18 protein-coding genes are annotated in these 18,338 nt (G+C 55.8%); 12 read left to right on the top strand and 6 right to left on the bottom strand.

Translation table 11 applies throughout. From position 1 onward, the window contains the following. Position 1: 1 nt before the first annotated feature. The 7 genes from ACR0CZ_RS11100 to phoB all read left to right on the top strand — a co-directional run bounded on the left by ACR0CZ_RS11100 (position 2) and on the right by phoB (position 7,359). A complete protein-coding gene (locus ACR0CZ_RS11100; protein WP_170393060.1) occupies positions 2 to 1,033 on the top strand; it encodes an ATP-binding protein in 1,032 nt (343 codons plus the stop codon). A 181-nt stretch (positions 1,034 to 1,214) separates the two neighbouring features. Beyond that, complete coding sequence (locus ACR0CZ_RS11095) at positions 1,215 to 2,255, top strand: substrate-binding domain-containing protein (protein WP_170393061.1); 1,041 nt, start codon at positions 1,215 to 1,217, stop codon at positions 2,253 to 2,255. Between the two features lie 88 nt (positions 2,256 to 2,343). Beyond that, the gene (gene pstC, locus ACR0CZ_RS11090; protein WP_170393062.1) at positions 2,344 to 3,816 is read left to right on the top strand and encodes a phosphate ABC transporter permease subunit PstC; all 1,473 of its coding nucleotides are present in this window, start codon (positions 2,344 to 2,346) and stop codon (positions 3,814 to 3,816) included. Beyond that, positions 3,813 to 5,129: a phosphate ABC transporter permease PstA gene (pstA, locus tag ACR0CZ_RS11085; RefSeq protein ID WP_170393063.1), complete on the top strand. Its 1,317-nt coding sequence runs from the start codon at positions 3,813 to 3,815 to the stop codon at positions 5,127 to 5,129. Before pstC ends, pstA begins: the two co-directional genes overlap by 4 nt. Positions 5,130 to 5,141: 12 nt before the next feature. Further along, the gene (pstB, locus tag ACR0CZ_RS11080) at positions 5,142 to 5,939 is read left to right on the top strand and encodes a phosphate ABC transporter ATP-binding protein PstB (RefSeq protein ID WP_170393064.1); all 798 of its coding nucleotides are present in this window, start codon (positions 5,142 to 5,144) and stop codon (positions 5,937 to 5,939) included. Between the two features lie 16 nt (positions 5,940 to 5,955). After that, entirely contained in the window at positions 5,956 to 6,657 is a 702-nt protein-coding gene (gene phoU / locus ACR0CZ_RS11075) for a phosphate signaling complex protein PhoU (protein ID WP_170393065.1), read from the top strand. A gap of 12 nt (positions 6,658 to 6,669) precedes the next feature. Next, positions 6,670 to 7,359, top strand: coding sequence for a phosphate regulon transcriptional regulator PhoB (gene phoB, locus ACR0CZ_RS11070; RefSeq protein WP_170393066.1), 690 nt, complete (start codon positions 6,670 to 6,672; stop codon positions 7,357 to 7,359). On the opposite strand, the gene ACR0CZ_RS11065 is transcribed toward phoB, so the two are convergent. Further along, positions 7,356 to 8,267: a LysR family transcriptional regulator gene (locus tag ACR0CZ_RS11065; protein WP_170393067.1), complete on the bottom strand. Its 912-nt coding sequence runs from the start codon at positions 8,265 to 8,267 to the stop codon at positions 7,356 to 7,358. The genes phoB and ACR0CZ_RS11065 overlap by 4 nt on opposite strands. A gap of 98 nt (positions 8,268 to 8,365) precedes the next feature. Between ACR0CZ_RS11065 and ACR0CZ_RS11060 the strand changes: the two genes are divergently transcribed. Continuing rightward, complete coding sequence (locus ACR0CZ_RS11060; RefSeq protein WP_170393068.1) at positions 8,366 to 9,595, top strand: acyl-CoA dehydrogenase; 1,230 nt, start codon at positions 8,366 to 8,368, stop codon at positions 9,593 to 9,595. 133 nt (positions 9,596 to 9,728) lie between these two features. Next, complete coding sequence (locus ACR0CZ_RS11055; protein ID WP_170465355.1) at positions 9,729 to 10,496, top strand: SDR family oxidoreductase; 768 nt, start codon at positions 9,729 to 9,731, stop codon at positions 10,494 to 10,496. Here ACR0CZ_RS11055 and ACR0CZ_RS11050 read toward each other — a convergent pair. The 4 genes from ACR0CZ_RS11050 to ACR0CZ_RS11035 form a co-directional block, all read right to left on the bottom strand. Then, positions 10,493 to 11,359 (bottom strand): acyl-CoA thioesterase, encoded by an 867-nt coding sequence (locus ACR0CZ_RS11050; RefSeq protein ID WP_170393070.1) that lies wholly within the window; start codon positions 11,357 to 11,359, stop codon positions 10,493 to 10,495. The two genes, ACR0CZ_RS11055 and ACR0CZ_RS11050, sit on opposite strands and share 4 nt — an antisense overlap. A gap of 49 nt (positions 11,360 to 11,408) precedes the next feature. Then, a complete protein-coding gene (locus tag ACR0CZ_RS11045; RefSeq protein WP_170393071.1) occupies positions 11,409 to 12,626 on the bottom strand; it encodes a serine hydrolase domain-containing protein in 1,218 nt (405 codons plus the stop codon). 107 nt (positions 12,627 to 12,733) lie between these two features. Further along, on the bottom strand, positions 12,734 to 13,765 hold the full coding sequence (locus tag ACR0CZ_RS11040; RefSeq protein WP_170393072.1) for a phosphotransferase family protein: 1,032 nt from the start codon (positions 13,763 to 13,765) through the stop codon (positions 12,734 to 12,736). A gap of 27 nt (positions 13,766 to 13,792) precedes the next feature. After that, positions 13,793 to 14,611, bottom strand: coding sequence for an SDR family NAD(P)-dependent oxidoreductase (locus tag ACR0CZ_RS11035; RefSeq protein ID WP_170393073.1), 819 nt, complete (start codon positions 14,609 to 14,611; stop codon positions 13,793 to 13,795). A 108-nt stretch (positions 14,612 to 14,719) separates the two neighbouring features. Between ACR0CZ_RS11035 and ACR0CZ_RS11030 the strand changes: the two genes are divergently transcribed. From ACR0CZ_RS11030 to ACR0CZ_RS11020, 3 genes are all read left to right on the top strand, one after another. Then, a complete protein-coding gene (locus ACR0CZ_RS11030; protein WP_170393074.1) occupies positions 14,720 to 15,721 on the top strand; it encodes an NADPH:quinone oxidoreductase family protein in 1,002 nt (333 codons plus the stop codon). Between the two features lie 129 nt (positions 15,722 to 15,850). Beyond that, positions 15,851 to 16,300, top strand: coding sequence for a type II 3-dehydroquinate dehydratase (gene aroQ, locus ACR0CZ_RS11025; protein WP_170393075.1), 450 nt, complete (start codon positions 15,851 to 15,853; stop codon positions 16,298 to 16,300). Further along, on the top strand, positions 16,297 to 17,049 hold the full coding sequence (locus ACR0CZ_RS11020; RefSeq protein WP_170393076.1) for an autoinducer binding domain-containing protein: 753 nt from the start codon (positions 16,297 to 16,299) through the stop codon (positions 17,047 to 17,049). The genes aroQ and ACR0CZ_RS11020 overlap by 4 nt, the downstream gene beginning before the upstream one ends. 363 nt (positions 17,050 to 17,412) lie before the next feature. On the opposite strand, the gene tsf is transcribed toward ACR0CZ_RS11020, so the two are convergent. Then, positions 17,413 to 18,288, bottom strand: a complete 876-nt coding sequence (gene tsf / locus ACR0CZ_RS11015; RefSeq protein ID WP_170393077.1) for a translation elongation factor Ts — start codon at positions 18,286 to 18,288, stop codon at positions 17,413 to 17,415. Positions 18,289 to 18,338 lie beyond the last annotated feature (50 nt).

The following is an 18,338-nucleotide window of genomic DNA, read 5'->3' as shown; positions in this document are numbered from 1 at the left end:
CATGACGGATACCCTGCTTGCCGAATTGGTTTCTGCCATTCCGATGCCCGCCGTGCTGGTCGGTCAGACCGAGCGTATTGTCGCCGCAAATAGCGAGGCACGGACGCTTTTGGGGCACGCAATCGAAGGCAGGCATTTTGCCACGATCCTGCGCCAACCTCAGGTCATCGATGCCGTCGAACAATGCCTGCGCTCGAAGCAACCCGGCAAAGCGCGGCATCTTTCCAATGATGGTGCTCAGGATACGACGTTTGAGGTGCAGTGCAGATTCGTCGGCGGGACCGAGGCGGTATTGGCGGTATTTCAGGATATCACGCATTTGGAACAGGCCGGTCAGATGCGGCGCGATTTTGTGGCCAATGTCAGCCATGAATTGCGCACGCCGCTAACGGCCTTGATGGGGTTTATCGAAACATTGCGAGGCCCCGCCCGCGACGACACCGCCGCCCGCGACCGCTTTCTTCAGATCATGGCGGATGAGGCCAATCGGATGAACCGGCTTGTGGGGGATTTGCTGTCGCTCAATCGGGTGGAAAGTGAAGAACGGGTCAGACCTAAAGAGCCATTGGAACTGACAGGCCTGATTCAATCGACCTTAAACACTCTGCGACCGCTGGCGGATGATGCCAGTGTTGTTGTTTCGTTGGATGCCCCAAACGAGTCGATCGAGATGGTCGGAGACAGCGATCAGCTTCGTCAGGTGATAACCAATCTCGTTGAAAACGCGATCAAATACGGGGGCAGCGGTGGCAAGGTCGGTGTGGTCGTAACACTGTCTGAGCGGGATACGGCGATGCGCGGTCCCGCGGTAAGGATCAAGATCATTGATCAAGGGCCCGGTATTGATGCCAAACACCTGCCCAGGTTGACCGAGCGGTTCTACCGCGCAGACAGTCACCGCTCGCGCGAGTTGGGCGGAACCGGACTGGGGCTTGCGATCGTGAAGCATATCGTCAATCGCCATCGGGGCAGGTTGCGGGTGGAAAGTGAACCGGGGCAGGGAGCGACGTTTACGGTCATTCTACCACGCTGAGATCGTGCCAAACGCAGGCTTTACTGGGGTGACGCTTCGTCAAGTTAAGAATTTCTGAGAAATTCATGAGTTGTCATGAAACCGTTACATACCTGTCACAAAAGGCTTACGCAGGCGTCATAGTGCTGCGCTCAGATCATCATGGGGATGATCAGTACCCATCCTTTTCAAGGAGACTGAAATGTCCTTTGTAAAACTGTCGGCTTCTGCGCTGGCTATCGCTGCCGTCTCGGCAACCACTGCTGCTGCGCGTGACAACGTTCAAGTTGCTGGCTCTTCCACCGTTCTGCCTTATGCGTCAATCGTTGCAGAACTGTTCGGTGAAAATACCGACTTCCCCACACCGGTTGTTGAATCAGGCGGCTCGTCCGCCGGTCTGAAACGCTTCTGCGAAGGCGTCGGTGAAAACACGATCGATGTTGCAAACGCATCGCGTGCCATCCGTGAAAAAGAGATTAAAGCATGCGCCGAAAACGGTGTGACCGATATCATGGAAGTCCGCATCGGTTATGACGGCATCGTATTTGCAAGCCAGCAGTCGGGTCCTGCGTTCACTGCCTTTGAGCCCGCGGATATTTACAACGCCATCGGATCGAAAGTGATGAAAGATGGCGCGCTGGTCGACAACAGCTTCAACAGCTGGGCCGAGTTCAACGCTGACCTGCCGGATGTGGAAATCGCAATGTTCATCCCGGGCACCAAGCACGGTACCCGCGAAGTGTTCGAAGACAAGGTTCTGCTGGCAGGTTGCGAAGCGACGGGCGCGATGGAAGCCATGGTCGCGGGCGGCCTAAGCGAAGATGACGCCGAAGATGCATGCCTGGACGTGCGCACCGACGGCAAATCGGTCGATATCGACGGTGACTACACCGAAACTCTGGCCCGCATCGACACCAACACCAATGGTATCGGCGTGTTTGGTCTGGCGTTCTACGAGAACAACACCGACAAGCTGAAAGTGGCTACGATGGGTGGTATCGCACCGTCGACCGAGAGCATCGCGTCGGGTGAATACCCCGTCTCGCGCCCGCTGTTTTTCTACGTCAAGAAAGCGCATATCGGCGTGATCCCCGGTCTGAAAGAATACGCCCAGTTCTTCACTCATGAAGAAATTGCTGGTCCCTCGGGCCCGCTGGCCAACTACGGTCTGGTTGCCGATCCTGAACTGGCAAAAACGCAGGACGCGATTGCCAACGAAGTAACCTTGGGTTCGGGCAGCTAATCCCTCACCCCGATTGAATTGACTGGGGGCGGCGTTTTCTGTCGCCCCCAATTTTTCCCTAATCCCGATCAAGACCTATGGGGGCGTCATGCCAATTCTTTGGCTCATTCTGATCGTGCTTGCGATCGCGGCAGTCGGATATGTTTTGGGGCGAATGCGCGCCTTGCAAAGTGCCGGAGGGGACAGCCGCAATCTGCATTCTCTTCCCTCGTTTTATGGCGCTAACGTCGCACTGAAAGTCATAGTTCCCGCCTTAGGTTTGCTGATCGTCTGGCTGCTGGTTCAGCCGCTCTACGTTAACTCTCAGATCTCGGATATGGTTCCCGAAACGGCGATCAAGGAAGGATCGTCGCGCAGTCTTGTTATGGCCGAGGTGCGTCGGACCGCAAATGGTCTGGACAGTGCCGTTGCGCAGGGACATCTCACCGAAACGCTCGCACAGGATGCGCGGGCGGATATTTCCGAGATGACCCAAAAGTTGAAGGACGCGGGTCAAGTCGTAACCTCGGACATCACGCAGACGGTTTTGCATGCAGCTCAAGCCTATCGGGCGATAAATTCAACCGGTTACGCGATAATGTCCGCCGCTGTGATACTGGTCGCCTTGGCCGGGGCTGTGTTCAGTTGGTTCCAGACGCATTCTGAATATCGTGCCCGCAATGTGGTTGAGCAGGGAATTCGTGTGATGCTGCTGGCGGCTGCGTCGATTGCGATCCTGACAACGGTCGGCATCGTCCTTTCGCTGGTTTTCAATACGTGGGAGTTCTTCAAGCTTTACCCGGCATCAGAGTTCTTTTTCGGTACTACCTGGGCGCCCAGTTTCTCGGGCCGTGGCGGGGCATCAGATCTGGGTATCATCCCCTTGCTGTGGGGCACGTTCTATATCTCGTTGGTGGCGTTGTTGGTGGCCGTGCCAATCGGTCTTTTCGCTGCGATTTATCTCAGTGAGTACGCTTCTTCGCGCGTGCGCTCGATCGCCAAACCGATGCTTGAGGTGCTGGCCGGTATCCCGACCATCGTTTACGGCCTTTTCGCCCTGCTGACCGTTGGCCCGCTGTTGCTGAGCGTGTTCGGGGATGACGGATTGGGCTGGATGAAAGCCGGTACGGCGGTGATGACCGCCGGTCTTGTCATGGGCATCATGCTGATCCCGTTCGTTTCGTCGCTTTCCGACGACATCATTAACGCGGTGCCTCAGGCCATGCGTGATGGCTCTTACGGGCTGGGGGCCACACAATCCGAGACCATCCGGCAGGTCGTTTTGCCCGCAGCCTTGCCCGGGATCGTCGGTGCGATCTTGCTGGCAGCTTCGCGCGCAATTGGTGAGACCATGATCGTGGTTCTGGGGGCAGGGGCCGCTGCGCGTCTGGACCTGAACCCGTTCGAGGCCATGACCACCGTAACCGCCAAGATCGTCAGCCAGCTGACAGGCGACGCCGATTTCGCCTCGCCCGAGGCCCTCGTCGCCTTCGCGCTTGGCATGACGCTGTTCATCCTCACGCTGGGGCTGAACGTTTTCGCCCTTTATATCGTGCGCAAGTATCGGGAGCAGTACGAATGACCGACGCCAGCATGCAAAACACCTCGACCTCGCTGACTGCATCCGATGCCCGGACCAAAAAACGCGCGGCTGCCGAAAAGCGTTTTCGCGCCTATGGGATCGTCGCCATCGCGACCGGACTGTTCTTTCTGATTGTGCTGTTTGCCTCAATCCTGTCGCAGGGCATCCCGGCCTTCCAGCGCACAGTTATCAGTTTAGAATTCACGCTGAGTGAAGCGCAGCGCGATGAAGCCGAAGGCACGATGTTCAAGACAAAGGCCTACTCCAATCTGTTCATTGCGGAACTGAATGAACAACTAGCCGAAAGTGGCATCACCGTGGATTTCGATCAGGATGCCATCGAGCGTCTGTTGGGCAAAATCGGCGGTACGATCCGAACCTTCTATGCCGATAATCCTAGCAAGCTGGGTGAGCCGATCATGTTCGATCTGGCGGCTTCAAGCCGTGTGGATGGCTACTTCAAGGGTCGGGTGTCTCGTGACACCCTGCAGGACAGCCGCTTCCTGCAACTCAGCGATCTGGATCTGGTGGACGCGTTGAAAGAGGCAGGGATCATCAAACAGGCATTCAACTGGCCGTTCATCACTGGTGCGGACTCGGGCGTGGATAACCCCGGTGGCGCGGGTATTGGTGCCTCAGTTGTTGGCTCGTTCTTCATGATGCTGGTGGTGCTGTGCCTATCGCTGCCCATTGGGGTCGCCGCCTCGATCTATCTGGAAGAGTTTGCGCCGCAGAACAAATTTACCGACCTGATCGAGGTGAATATCTCGAACCTGGCCGCCGTTCCGTCCATCGTCTTCGGTATCCTGGGGCTGGCAGTGTTCATTCAATTCATGCACCTGCCGCAGTCGGCACCGCTGGTGGGTGGTCTGGTGCTGACGCTGATGACCCTGCCAACGATCATCATCTCGACCCGAGCCTCGCTAAAGGCGGTTCCCCCGTCTATCCGCGACGCGGCGTTGGGGGTAGGGGCCTCGAAGATGCAGGCCGTCTTCCACCACGTGCTGCCGTTGGCCGCGCCCGGTATCCTGACTGGTACCATCATTGGTCTGGCGCAGGCGCTGGGTGAAACTGCTCCGTTGCTGTTGATCGGCATGGTGGGCTTTGTCGCCCGAGGCTATCCCGATGGCTTTTTGGCGGGCTTCACCGAGCCGAACTCGGCCATGCCGGCACAGATCTACACCTGGGCCGCGCGTGCCGATGTGGGTTTTTACGAGAAAGCCTGGGGTGGCATCATCATCCTTTTGATGTTCCTGCTGACCATGAATATCATCGCTATCATCCTGCGCCGCCGCTTTGAACGCCGCTGGTAGGAGGGGTTTAAAATGAACGATATGACACGAGTGGAGAGAACCGTGGACTCCAAAGACATCAAGATCAACGCCAAACAGGTTCAGGTCTACTACGGTGAGACCCACGCCATCAAGGACGTGAGCGTCGATATCGAAGACAAGACTGTGACGGCTTTCATCGGACCCTCTGGCTGCGGTAAATCCACTTTCTTGCGCTGTCTGAACCGGATGAACGACACAATCGATATTTGCCGGGTGCAGGGTGATATCCTGCTGGACGGTGAAGACATTTACGACAAGCGCGTAGATCCGGTACAGTTGCGTGCCAAGGTCGGCATGGTTTTTCAAAAACCGAACCCGTTCCCCAAATCGATCTATGACAACGTGGCTTACGGTCCGCGTATCCACGGCCTTGCCAAGAATAAGGCAGAACTGGATGAAATCGTAGAGAAATCTCTGCGTCGTGGTGCGATCTGGGATGAGGTCAAGGACCGTCTGGATGCCCCCGGTACCGGCCTTTCTGGTGGTCAGCAACAGCGTCTTTGCATTGCGCGCGCCGTAGCCACCGAGCCTGAGGTGCTATTGATGGACGAACCCTGTTCGGCGCTCGACCCAATCGCAACCGCGCAGGTCGAGGAACTGATTGACGAACTGCGTTCACGCTATTCAGTGGTGATCGTAACCCATTCGATGCAACAGGCCGCGCGGGTCAGTCAGAAGACAGCGTTTTTCCATCTGGGGAACTTGGTTGAGTTCGGCGAAACCGGGCAGATCTTCACCAACCCCGAAGATCCCCGAACCGAAAGTTACATCACCGGCCGGATTGGCTGAGCACAGGATAACTGCAATGAGCGAACAACATATTGCATCCGCGTTCGACCGCGACCTTGAGGCCATCCAAGCACACATCATGAAGATGGGTGGACTGGTCGAAGCCGCCATTATGGGCGCGGCCCGGTCGCTGGAGACCCGCGACGAAGAACTGGCAAATGAAGTGCGTCAAGGCGACAAGGCCATCGACGCACTGGAAGAACTGATTGACGAAGAGACCGCGCGCCTGATTGCCTTGCGTGCACCGACGGCCAGCGATTTGCGGCTGGTTCTGTCCGTTCTGAAAGTTGCGACCAACCTTGAACGGATTGGAGATTACTCCAAGAACATCGCCAAGCGAACGACCGTTCTGGTGAATGCCGGCGAAATCAACGGCAGTGCCGCCGCTCTGCGCCGAATGGCGCGCGAGGTCGAGCGGATGCTGCGCGACGCGCTGGATGCCTATATCCAGCGTGATGCTGAGCTGGCGCAGGACGTGATCGAACGGGATCTGGAAGTGGACCAGATGTATAACGGCCTGTTTCGCGAGTTCCTGACCTTCATGGCGGAGGATCCGCGCAATATCTCATCGTGCATGCACCTGCATTTCATCGCAAAAAATATCGAACGCATGGGCGATCACGTCACCGCCATTGCCGAGCAGGTCGTCTATCTCGTCACCGGCGAGAGACCCAGCGAAGCGCGCCCCAAAGCCGACAACACGTCGCAAACGATCTAGGAGATCTCAGTCATGTCCGCTGATCAACCGACGGTACTGGTTGTTGAGGATGAGTTGGCCCAAAGAGAGGTACTGGCCTATAATCTGGACGCCGAAGGGTTCCGGGTTATCCGTGCCGCTAATGGCGACGAAGCTTTGTTGCTGGTCGAAGAAGACCGCCCGGATATCATCGTTTTGGATTGGATGATGCCCAATCTGAGCGGTATCGAGGTTTGCCGCCGCCTGAAAACGCGGCCCGACACCCGATCAATTCCGATCATCATGCTGTCGGCGCGCTCGGAAGAGGTTGATAAAGTGCGCGGCCTTGAAACCGGTGCCGATGATTATGTGGTTAAGCCTTACTCGGTTGTCGAATTGATGGCGCGTGTACGGACACAATTGCGCAGAGTGCGTCCAGCGACCGTGGGCATCCGGTTGGAGTTTGACGATATCATATTGGACTCTGAGACCCACAAGGTAAGCCGCGACAACAAGCTGTTAAAACTGGGCCCGACCGAGTTCCGGTTGCTGAGCACATTCATGGAGAAGCCCGGCCGGGTCTGGAGCCGAGAGCAGTTGCTTGACCGCGTCTGGGGCCGTGACATCTACGTTGATACGCGTACCGTTGATGTTCATATCGGACGCCTTCGCAAAGCGTTGACCCAACATGGCGGCGAAGACCCGGTGCGCACTGTACGCGGGGCAGGGTACGCGCTCGGCTAACGCGGCAATGACTCTTCGGTCTGGGCCTGAGAAGCAAGCCAGTGTCGGAACTCTCGCAATGATCCATCACCCGATTTTTCGCGCGGCCAAACCAGATAATATGCCCCCATCGTCTCTATCGCGTCAGGGAAGGCTGCAACCAGCCTACCTGTCGCTAGGTCTTGTTCCACCAGATAGTTTGGCAACAGGGCAACACCCAGGCCGTGCAGCGCGGCTTGGTTGATCGTGTTGAACTGGTCGTGGACGGTGCCGGGCAGGGGATGCGGGTGCGTGACACCCATCTGTTGAAACCAGTCCTGCCAGGCGCGCGGTCGTGTCTGGATATGCAGCAGCGGCAGTTTTAGCAGATCGCGAGGTGAGGTCGGAGTGCCTTTGGGTAAAAGCTCGGGCGCGCAGACGGGCAAAACCCGCTCGACACTTAATAGCAAGCGATCAGTTCCGGGCCAATCAGGTTCCCCAAAATGTAAAGCCGCATCAAAGGGTTCCGAAGCAAAACTAAACGGTCGCAACCGCGTGGTCATGTTGATTGTGATATCCGGATGGCGGCGGGCGAAATCCGGCAGACGCGGTACCAGCCAGCGCATTCCGAATGTCGGCAGAATCGCCAGATTCAATGTCCCACCGACAGGGGAAATGTGCAGTTTCAGCGCCGCCTGCGCGATCTGAGACAAGGCTGGCCGAATTTCTTGTACATAGTCTTGTCCAGCCTTTGTCAGTGACAATCGCTTGCGATCACGGCTGACCAATTCTGCGTCCAAATGCGCTTCAAGCGTCTGCAGTTGCCGACTGACCGCGCTCTGCGTCAGTGCCATTTCATCCGCGACTGACGAGGCTGATCCAAGGCGATCCAAAGCTTCAAGCGCGCGCAGCGCGGATATAGGTGGCAGGATAGGGCGCTTGGTGTCCATCTATGCGTTTTGATCATGAAACAATGCAAATGTCTCGCTGTTTTTTGAATATTTCTCAGATTATAGTTGCGCAAATCTATTCAAGTCGGAGAAGCAAAATGAACGCTCCAGATACAAAGCCTGTCCTGCGCGCAAAAGATGCGCCTGACCTTGGACGTTTCAACTGGGACGACCCGTTTCGCTTGTCGGACCAGTTGGAAGAGGATGAACGCCTGATTGCCGACAGCGCGCGCGCTTACGCCCAGGAGAAATTGCAGCCGCGTGTCACCAAGGCTTTTGCAAACGAAGAAACCGATCCCGAGATCTTTCGTGAAATGGGTGAAATGGGGCTGTTGGGCACGACAATCCCCGAAGAATATGGCGGGATCGGTGCGAGCTACGTATCTTATGGACTGGTGGCGCGGGAAGTTGAACGGGTGGATTCCGGCTATCGCTCGATGATGTCGGTGCAAAGCTCGTTGGTGATGTACCCGATTTTCGCCTATGGCAGCGAAGAACAGCGTCGCAAATATCTGCCGAAACTGGCAAGTGGCGAATGGATTGGGTGTTTTGGCCTGACAGAGCCGGATGCGGGTTCGGATCCGGCGGCGATGAAGACCCGCGCCGAGAAAATTGATGGCGGGTATCGTCTGACCGGCAGCAAGATGTGGATTTCAAACGCACCGATCGCAGATGTCTATGTGGTCTGGGCCAAGTCAGATGCGCATGATGGCAAGATTCGTGGGTTCGTGCTGGATAAAGGCACCAAGGGCCTGAGCGCACCGAAGATCGAGAACAAGCTGAGCCTGCGTACTTCGATCACAGGTGAAATTGTCATGGATGGCGTTGAGGTGGACGAGGGCGCTTTGCTTCCACATGTTCAGGGTCTCAAGGGGCCGTTCGGCTGCCTGAACCGCGCACGCTATGGTATCAGCTGGGGTGCGATGGGGGCCGCGGAATGCTGCTGGCACGCAGCGCGTCAATACGGCTTGGATCGTAAACAGTTCAATCGACCACTTGCGCAGACCCAGTTGTTTCAACGCAAACTGGCAGAGATGCAGACCGAAATCTCTTTGGGACTGCAAGCAAGCTTGCGCGTCGGCCGTCTGATGGATCAGGCTGAAGCTGCGCCCGAGATGATCTCGATCATCAAACGTAACAATTGCGGCAAGGCATTGGACATTGCGCGGATGTCGCGTGACATGCACGGCGGCAACGGTATCTCACTTGAGTTCCAGGTGGTGCGTCACATGATCAATCTTGAGACAGTCAACACCTATGAGGGCACGCACGACGTTCATGCATTGATCCTGGGGCGGGCGCAAACCGGACTACAGGCATTTTACTGAGGCTGCATCTGTTACTCGCATAATCGGTATTATGTAAAATACTTAGCAAGCGAGCCACGACTATAGAACACACATTGGTCGTGGCTTGCCAATATGTTACGCTGTGTTTGAGAAGTAAGACACGAGCTATGCAATGGTTCTGATTGGGAAGACCGTCGTCATCACTGGCGCTGCAAATGGCATAGGTAAAGGTCTTGCCAAGCGGTTCTCAGAAGAAGGTGCGCATGTAGTCTGCGCCGATATCGACCTTGCCGGCGCGCAGGCCGTGGCGGCGCAAATTGGCGGTGATGCACTCAGCTGTGATGTGTCCAAGGAAAGTGATATTCGAAATCTGATTGAGACTGTCGAGGATACGATCGCTCCGATTGATTTATTCTGTGCCAATGCGGGAATACTCACCTTAGGTGGATTTGAAGTGCCGGATGCTGAATGGGACCGCATCTGGCAGATCAACGTGATGTCTCATGTCTGGACCGCGCGGCACCTGGTCCCAAGGATGGTTGCGCGTGGTGGTGGTTATTTGATGATCACAGCATCAGCGGCTGGATTGCTCAATCAACCCGGCGCAGCCCCTTATGGCGTAACCAAACATGCGGCTGTGGGTATTGCTGAATGGGTTGCGATGACCTATGGCGGTAAAGGTCTCAGGGTCTCAGTTCTGTGTCCACAGGCCGTTCGGTCCGAGATGATACGTGGACATGAGGATTCGGTCGCCGCGATTGACGGAATAATTGAACCTGATGAGGTCGCCCAAGCCTGTGTCGAGGCGTTGGCGGATGAACGTTTCTTGATTCTTCCGCATCCACAAGTGCTTGACTATATGCGTTTAAAAACAGAAGACTACGACCGATGGTTAGGTGGAATGATGAAGCTTAATCAAAGGTTTGCTGGCAGTTCTTAGCGCGGTTTCCGTCTTCTGAGCAGGCCTTCTTGCGCGACGGATGCAACCAGTTTGCCATCCTGCGAGAAGATCGAACCCCGATTGAAGCTGCGCCCCTGCCCTGTCCACGGCGACTCCATCGAATACAGATGCCAGTTTTGAAACTGCACGGGTGCATGAAACCAGATGGCATGGTCCAGACTGGCCCCATCAATTTCACCAGTGAACCAGCTCAGCCCATGGGGCCGCATTCCGGAACTGAGCAAGCTCATATCCGAGGCATAGGCCAATAGAAGATGTTGTGTGACGGTGTCCGCGTGGTTCGCTGCGCCCATGCGAAACCAGACGTGGTTCTTGTCATCTGCCTTGGCGGGTGCAAACAGGTCCAGCGGATCAATTTCGCGCACTTCGATCGGGCGCTCGCGCAGCAATTCAGCTTTCAGCTTTTCGGGAACGCGATCCAGGTATTTTTCGCGCAATTCGTCACGCGATGGATGGTGCTCGGGCGCTTGAACGTCCGGAATCGGATGCTGATGTTCCCATCCGTCATCCTGCTTGTGAAACGAGGCCGACATGTTCAAAATTTGCTTGCCATGCTGGATCGCAACCACGCGGCGGGTTGTAAAAGAACCTCCATCGCGCGCGCGATCCACTTGATATATAACCGGAATTGACGGATCTCCGGGCCTTATGAAATAGGCGTGCAAGGAATGGCATAAACGATCCTCGACCGTCCTGTACGCTGCGGCAAGCGCTTGCGCGATCACCTGCCCGCCGAAGATACGCGTTGGTGTCTCGCCACCAGAACCGGTTCCGCGAAACAAATCGACCTCAAGCGGTTCGATATTCAGCAGATCAAGCAATATGCGTTCGGCTTCGGTCATTCGGGGCTCTCCGGCGTCTTGGCCTTTTCCGGTATCACTCAAACACCGATCATTCAACGAGCGCCGCGTGAACAAGCGCCTTTAACTCGGCTCGGGATGGATAAGAGCTGGATGGCGAGAGCTGTGTAAAAAACACAGTCGACAGCGCGTTGACCGGATCGATCCAGAAGTAGGTCGAGGCCATCCCGCCCCAGCCATAGTCGCCAACCGAGCTTGGGGCTCGGGTGCGCGCCGGGTTCAGTACCACCGCGCCTCCGATGCCAAAGCCTGTGCCTTCCATGGGTTGCTCGGCAAAGCTTTGTGGACCCATGGATGCAATATCGTCCGGTAAATGGTTGCGAAACATGAATTCTACAGTCTTCGGCCCAAGCAATCGCGCGCCATTTGCGGTTCCTTTGTTTCGCAACATCTCGGCGAACTTGCTGTAATCGTCGATGGTACTGATCAATCCGCCACCGCCAGAAAAGGTCGTTGCCGCCTCAAACGGGGACTCTCCGGCCCGATCCACCAACCGCAGTGTTTCGCCACCCGATTTTGCGGCATTCAGCGCCATGGCATCGCCTTCGAGCGGGGTGTAGAGCGAGGCAAATCGGTCCCCTGCCCCTTCAGGCACTGAAAACGCGGTTTCACTCATCCCAAGTGGTCGAAAGATGTGTTCGGTCAGAAACACGTCCAGCGGTTTGCCTGATACGACTTCAATCACGCGGCCAATCACGTCGATCCCTACCGAATATTCCCAGCGGCTGCCCGGCTGAAACGCCAGCGGTAACTCTGCCAGCACTTTGACCCGATCTGCCAGCAGACCCTGTTGCGGAGAAAAGATTAGATCAAACGCATCCATAGCCTCGGGTAACACACCGGGATTGAATGGGTAGCTCAGCCCGCTGGTGTGCGTCAGCAATTGATGCAAGCTGGGTGTCGGCGCGTCCTCGGTCTGGTTCAACTGCGTTGCACCCGGGACCAAGGCTTGCATCGTTGCAAACTCTGGCAGGAAATCGGAAACCGGGGCATCTAGATGAAACAACCCTTGTTCCACCAACATCATCAAAGCAACGGACGTCACAGGCTTAGTCATCGAATAGATCCGAACCAGGCTATCGCGCTGGAACGCGAGGTCGGTTTCAATGCAGCGGCGGCCACATGCGTGAAAGAATGCCTCTTGCCCGTTCTGGTGGATCAGAAGGGCGCTGCCTGCGTATTTCCTCTGCTCCACATATCGGTGCATCCAATTGTGGATGTCGGTCTGCGCGGTCGGATCAAATCCCATGAGGCAACTCCATCTTGATCAGGCCGATCTTGCCTTCGTGAGATCCGAGGCAACAGCGAATTCTGCTGATTTTTGCTGGATTTGTTGAAGGGCGCCGAGAATACTGCCTACGTTTTTTGCAGCGCAGATAATCCGTTTTGGGCGAAGACCGGCACATAGGCACCGAAAGCCTTAGCGCGTGCCGGGTCTGACGCGTTTCCATCCAAGGCCCGCTTGTAGACACCTTGCAGAATACCGGCCATCCGAAAGAAGTTAAAAGCAAGGTAGAAGCCAAAATTCTCAATCCCCGTTAGGCCGCGGCGCGCGCAATACTCGGTGATGAAGTCCTGATCGGACGGCAGCCCGAGGCTTAACCGATCTACGCCAGCCAACCCCCGACCCTCCTTGCCCGGGGGCAGCTGCCACTGCATGATGACGGCCGCCAGGTCGGCATATGGATGGCCGATGGTCGATAGCTCCCAATCCAGCACTCCGATGCAGGCGGTGCCATGCGCCTCGAACATAAGATTGTCGATGCGGTAATCCCCATGAACTAGTGTTCTTTGATTATCATCCTCGGGGATCTGGCGCTCAAGCCCGGCGATCAGCTGATCCATCTCGGCGATTTTTTCGGTCTCAGAGGCGCGATATTGTTTGGTCCAGCGAGCAATTTGCCGCTCGAAATAGTTGCCTGGAGGTCCGAAATCCGAAAGACCCACCGCATCGATATCGACCATGTGCAGTTCGGCCAGTACGCGGTTCATCTCTTTCAGCACACCCGTGCGCGTCGCATTGTTTTCGCCTTTCATGACAGGGTCGACAAATGTGCGCCCTTTCAGATGCTCCATCACGTAAAAGGCAGAGCCTATGACGCTGTCATCTTCACAAAGCAGATGTACTTGCGGGACGGGCACTTTGCTACCAGCCAGCGCTGCTTGTACGCGAAATTCCCGATCCACTGCATGTGCGGATTTCAGCAATATGCCCGGCGGCTTGCGTCTCAGAACATAGGATTTGGCCGGCGTACGCAGCAGATAGGTTGGGTTCGACTGACCCACGGTGAATTTTGTAGCTTTAAGAGGGCCATGATACCCAACAAGATGCGTGTTTAGATAAGCGTCGACGGACTTGATATCCAAAGTGTTTTCAGTGTGTGTCATATATTCAGCCTGCGTATGAACCCACGGCTAAAGGGCATCGGCAAAGATATTGCCACCGGTCTGCACATTTATCCCGCCGGAGACAGGGATGACCGCGCCAGTGACATAGCTGCCTCCGCGACCGCATAGAAACAACATGCAACCAGCGATATCCTCGGCCTGGCCAACCCGGCCCAGTGGAACACCTTTGCCGACGCGCGCGCGCTTGGTTTCGTCTTCGGTGGCAAAGGCCGTCATGCGCGATACGAATGGTCCCGGGGCCAGCGCATTCACCGTGACTCTGTATGGCGCCAATTCTTTAGCCATGATTTTGGACAGGTGAATAACCGCCGCTTTGGACGCGGAATAGCTGTAGGCCCCGTCACCCATCGGAACTTCACCCATGACCGAACCTACATTGATGACCCGCGCAGGATCCTCGTCGGTTGCGGATTTCATCAGAAGTGGCAGCAATTTTTGGGTCAGATCAAATACGCCTGCGACATTAACCGACATGACTTTGTCCCAAGCGAAATGAGGGAACTGCCCCATCGGCGCGCCCCAAGACACACCTGCATTATTCATCAGTATATCAATCGCTTGAGTGCGGTTTTTGACTTCATCCACCAGCGCATCTACACCCGCCTCACTGCTGATGTCGCCAGCAAACCCTTCGGCCGAGCCTGGCGCGTCCAGAGCGTTCAACTCTGTTGCAACCTCCTCGCATGCCTCGCCTTTGCGAGAAGCGATCAGCACATGCGCCCCGGCACGTACCAACGCCTCGGCCGCCATTCGGCCGATACCGGTGGCACCCCCAGTTACCAGTGCCGTCTTTCCACTGAGCGAAAACAAAGTCTCGGGCGTCATGTGCACTCCATTCAGGCGATCAGGGATTCTGGCGTGAGGTCTTCTTGACAATACCTGCTGACAATCCAACGATTTCAAAACAGGTGAAGCAAGAGGCAATTGAAAAACATGCAGGCATTACTCAGCGTCACACCAGGCGGCCCCGAGAGTTTGGAACTGACCACCCTGCCCGATCCAACCCCTGAGTCAGATGAAATTGTAATGCGTATCCGCGCCGCCGGGGTGAACTTCCCTGATACGCTGATGATCCGGGACCTCTATCAGATAAAACCACCCCGCCCCTTTGCGCCAGGTGGTGAAATCGCCGGAGAAGTTGTCTCGGTCGGAGAAGGCGTTGCAGACTTCGCGCCTGGTGATCGGGTTCTGGCGCTGACAGGGCACGGAGGGTTCGCCACGCATCTGAAGCTCAAACCAGCGACTGCCGTCAAGATACCCGACGTGATGCCGTTTGAAGATGCGGCTAGCTTTGTCTTCACCTACGGCACTTCATACCACGCCCTCAAGGACCGTGCGCTACTTAAGCCCGGCGAAAAAGTACTTGTTCTGGGGGCCGCCGGTGGCGTTGGGTCTGCGGCGATCGAGCTAGCCAAAGCGATGGGGGCACATGTGATCGCGGCGGTCTCGTCTGAAGACAAAGCATTGTTTTGCAGAGATATTGGCGCAGACCAGACGCTGATCTATCCACGCGATCTGGACCGCGAAGCGCAAAAGGCCCTGTCCGCCGAGATAAAGGCACTGGCCCTGGGCGAAGGTGTGGATGTGGTCTACGACGCGGTCGGCGGAGACTACGCTGAGCCCGCCTTGCGAAGTATGGCGTGGGGCGGGCGTTATCTGGTTGTTGGCTTTCCTGCCGGCATCCCCAGCATTCCGCTGAACCTGACTTTGCTCAAGGGCTGTCAGATCGTCGGGGTGTTCTGGGGTGCGTCCGTACTTCGCGACCCGAAGGGGCACGCACAAAACCTGGCCGAGTTGTTCCGCCTATATGGATCGGGAAAGATTTCACCCCGTATCAGTGCACGATTTCCGCTAACCCAAGCGGCAGAGGCAATTGGCATGCTCGAACGGCGCGAGGCTCTCGGTAAAGTTGTGGTCACGATGGAAGATAATTGAATAGAGGATGGGATTGAGCCGATCCAGCAACCTGCATGCGTCAATGAAGCTCTACCCATAAGAGCGAAGGTCGCTGGACGACCTTTAAATTCATGTTTATGAAAAAAGGAAGATGGGGACAGTTTGAATATGCACAATATCCTGGTTCTGAATGGTCCGAACCTGAATTTGCTTGGTACACGGCAACCCGAGGTCTACGGCGCAACGACGTTGCAGATGATCGAGGACCTGTGCGTTGCGCATGGTGAAACGCTGGGTCAAATCATAACCCATCTCCAATCGAATCACGAAGGCGCGCTGATTGATGCGATCCACGCGGCACGCGGCGTTCAGGATGGTATCGTGCTGAACGCAGGCGCATTCACGCATACATCGATTGCGCTGATGGATGCGATATCTTCGGCCGAAGTACCCGTGGTTGAAGTTCATTTATCTAACATTCACGCGCGCGAGGCGTTTCGTCACAAATCGCATATCGCACCAGTCGCGATTGGACAGATCTGTGGTTTTGGCGCGCAAAGCTATGTTCTTGCACTGAACGCGATTGCCGCGCATCTGGCTGAGAGGGACACAGGATGACCCTCAAAGAGTATCTGAATTTTCTGAGCTACACGAAAACTCTGGAAGAGCTTTGGGATGCACATTGCCGCCAGATGGAAAAGTATGGCTTCGACCGGCTGTTGTATGGGTATACGCAATACCGAACGGCGACTTCGCTCGGCGATCCAGAAGACTTTGTAATCCTGACCAATCACTGCTCAGATTACTTGGAAGGGTTCCTTCAATCCGGCCTGTATTTTCACGCCCCCATGCTGAAATGGGCGCTGAACAACGAAGGCGCTGCAAGTTGGAGCATGATACAGGACATGATGTCCAGCGGGGTCATGTCGAACGAAGAGCTTCGGGTTTTTGAGTTCAATAAGTCGCGTGATATTACAGTAGGTTATACGGTAAGCTTCAACTCGGTATCGATGCGTTCCAAAGGGGCGATTTCGCTTGCGGCACGTAATCACAGCCAGGAGGAGATGGACGAGGTCTGGAACGAGCACGGCGACGATATCCTTCTGATGAACAATGTTGCCCATCTCAAAATCCTGACATTGCCATATCATGCCCCGAACCGCGCGCTGACCAAACGCCAGCGCGAAGCTTTGCAATGGGTCGGTGACGGAAAGACCACGCAGGACATCGCGCTATTGATGGGTTTGACTTCGGCAACGGTGGAAAAACACCTGAGACTCGCGCGTGAGGCGCTTTCGGTTGAAACAACGGCACAGGCCGTGTTGAAGGCCGCGTTGCAGAATCAGATGTTTGTGATGGAAGCATGACCCTATTTTGATGCTAATTAGCATCAAATTGACCTAGGGTAAGGAATACATGACTTTCCGAATCTCCCGATAAAATTGCAAATTGATATTGTTCCGTGAGTGGTGGCTTTAGCCAGGGAACGTTTTGATCGGATCTTTGTAATACCAAAGCTCTCTGATCGCTCTGACACCGAGGCGTCTATTCGTCCACGTCTCTTTGTCGGGATTATTGAGGGGCCCTTCCATCCCCATCATGCAGGGCCCCTCAATTCACCAATCTTCGCAAGCATCGGTTCACAGGCTTTTGACATGAAAAAAACCCGGCTGCGCTATGCAACCGGGTTCGGTATTTGTTGCAGCCTCTAACCGAAGCTGCAAAAGATTTTAGCCTTGGGCTGCCTTTGCAACTTCGGCAGCGAAGTCTTCTTTTTCGACCACGATGCCTTCGCCTACTTCCATGCGGACAAAACCGGTGATGGTCGCACCCGCTTCTTTGGCGGCCGCTTCGACGGTCAGGTCAGGATTCACAACGAAGTCCTGGTTCAGAAGGGTCGCTTCGGCGACGAATTTCTTCATGCGACCGACGATCATCTTTTCGATCACCTGCTCCGGCTTGCCGGATTCGCGAGCGATGTCCATCTGGACCTGCTTCTCTTTCTCGACAACTTCCGGATCCATGTCCGCCTCGGACAGGGCCGCCGGGTTCACAGCCGCAATGTGCATTGCAACCTGCTTGCCGAAGGCTTCATCGCCGCCGGACAGAGCAACCAGAACGCCGATTTTGCCCATGCCGGTTGTCGCCGCGTTGTGAACGTATGACACGACGGTATCGCCCGACAGTTTCGACATGCGGCGGACCGACATGTTTTCACCAATGGTGGCGATCTTGTCAGTCAGGGTATCTGCAACAGACTTGCCGCCCAGATCAGCAGCCAGTAGCGCATCGACGTCATCAACACCCTCGGCTGCGTAGGTGATCTTGCCGACCATCTCCTGGAATTCACTGTTTTTCGCAACGAAGTCGGTTTCCGAGTTCACTTCGACAGCAACACCGTTGCCGCCGTTGACGTGAACAGCAACCAGACCTTCGGCTGCGGTACGGCCCGATTTCTTGGCCGCCTTGGCCAGGCCTTTGGTGCGCAGCCAGTCAACGGCTTCGTCCATGTTGCCGCCGGTTTCGGTCAGCGCTTTTTTTGCGTCCATCATGCCTGCGCCGGTCGAGTCGCGCAGTTCTTTTACCATTGCTGCTGTGATTGCCATCTTTTGGCTCTCCTCAATTCAAACGGAATTGGGGCAGGTCTACCCTGCCC

The organism is Ruegeria sp. H9 (assembly GCF_056532915.1).
This window is presented reverse-complemented; position numbering and strand designations above follow the sequence as displayed.

Bases quoted from the DNA above. Each gene is read 5' to 3' on its own strand.
- ACR0CZ_RS11100 (WP_170393060.1), top strand. From the start codon at position 2: ATGACGGATACCCTGCTTGCCGAATTGGTTTCTGCCATTCCGATGCCC.
- ACR0CZ_RS11095 (WP_170393061.1), top strand. From the start codon at position 1,215: ATGTCCTTTGTAAAACTGTCGGCTTCTGCGCTGGCTATCGCTGCCGTC.
- pstC (WP_170393062.1), top strand. From the start codon at position 2,344: ATGCCAATTCTTTGGCTCATTCTGATCGTGCTTGCGATCGCGGCAGTC.
- pstA (WP_170393063.1), top strand. From the start codon at position 3,813: ATGACCGACGCCAGCATGCAAAACACCTCGACCTCGCTGACTGCATCC.
- pstB (WP_170393064.1), top strand. From the start codon at position 5,142: ATGAACGATATGACACGAGTGGAGAGAACCGTGGACTCCAAAGACATC.
- phoU (WP_170393065.1), top strand. From the start codon at position 5,956: ATGAGCGAACAACATATTGCATCCGCGTTCGACCGCGACCTTGAGGCC.
- phoB (WP_170393066.1), top strand. From the start codon at position 6,670: ATGTCCGCTGATCAACCGACGGTACTGGTTGTTGAGGATGAGTTGGCC.
- ACR0CZ_RS11065 (WP_170393067.1), bottom strand. From the start codon at position 8,267: ATGGACACCAAGCGCCCTATCCTGCCACCTATATCCGCGCTGCGCGCG.
- ACR0CZ_RS11060 (WP_170393068.1), top strand. From the start codon at position 8,366: ATGAACGCTCCAGATACAAAGCCTGTCCTGCGCGCAAAAGATGCGCCT.
- ACR0CZ_RS11055 (WP_170465355.1), top strand. From the start codon at position 9,729: ATGGTTCTGATTGGGAAGACCGTCGTCATCACTGGCGCTGCAAATGGC.
- ACR0CZ_RS11050 (WP_170393070.1), bottom strand. From the start codon at position 11,359: ATGACCGAAGCCGAACGCATATTGCTTGATCTGCTGAATATCGAACCG.
- ACR0CZ_RS11045 (WP_170393071.1), bottom strand. From the start codon at position 12,626: ATGGGATTTGATCCGACCGCGCAGACCGACATCCACAATTGGATGCAC.
- ACR0CZ_RS11040 (WP_170393072.1), bottom strand. From the start codon at position 13,765: ATGACACACACTGAAAACACTTTGGATATCAAGTCCGTCGACGCTTAT.
- ACR0CZ_RS11035 (WP_170393073.1), bottom strand. From the start codon at position 14,611: ATGACGCCCGAGACTTTGTTTTCGCTCAGTGGAAAGACGGCACTGGTA.
- ACR0CZ_RS11030 (WP_170393074.1), top strand. From the start codon at position 14,720: ATGCAGGCATTACTCAGCGTCACACCAGGCGGCCCCGAGAGTTTGGAA.
- aroQ (WP_170393075.1), top strand. From the start codon at position 15,851: ATGCACAATATCCTGGTTCTGAATGGTCCGAACCTGAATTTGCTTGGT.
- ACR0CZ_RS11020 (WP_170393076.1), top strand. From the start codon at position 16,297: ATGACCCTCAAAGAGTATCTGAATTTTCTGAGCTACACGAAAACTCTG.
- tsf (WP_170393077.1), bottom strand. From the start codon at position 18,288: ATGGCAATCACAGCAGCAATGGTAAAAGAACTGCGCGACTCGACCGGC.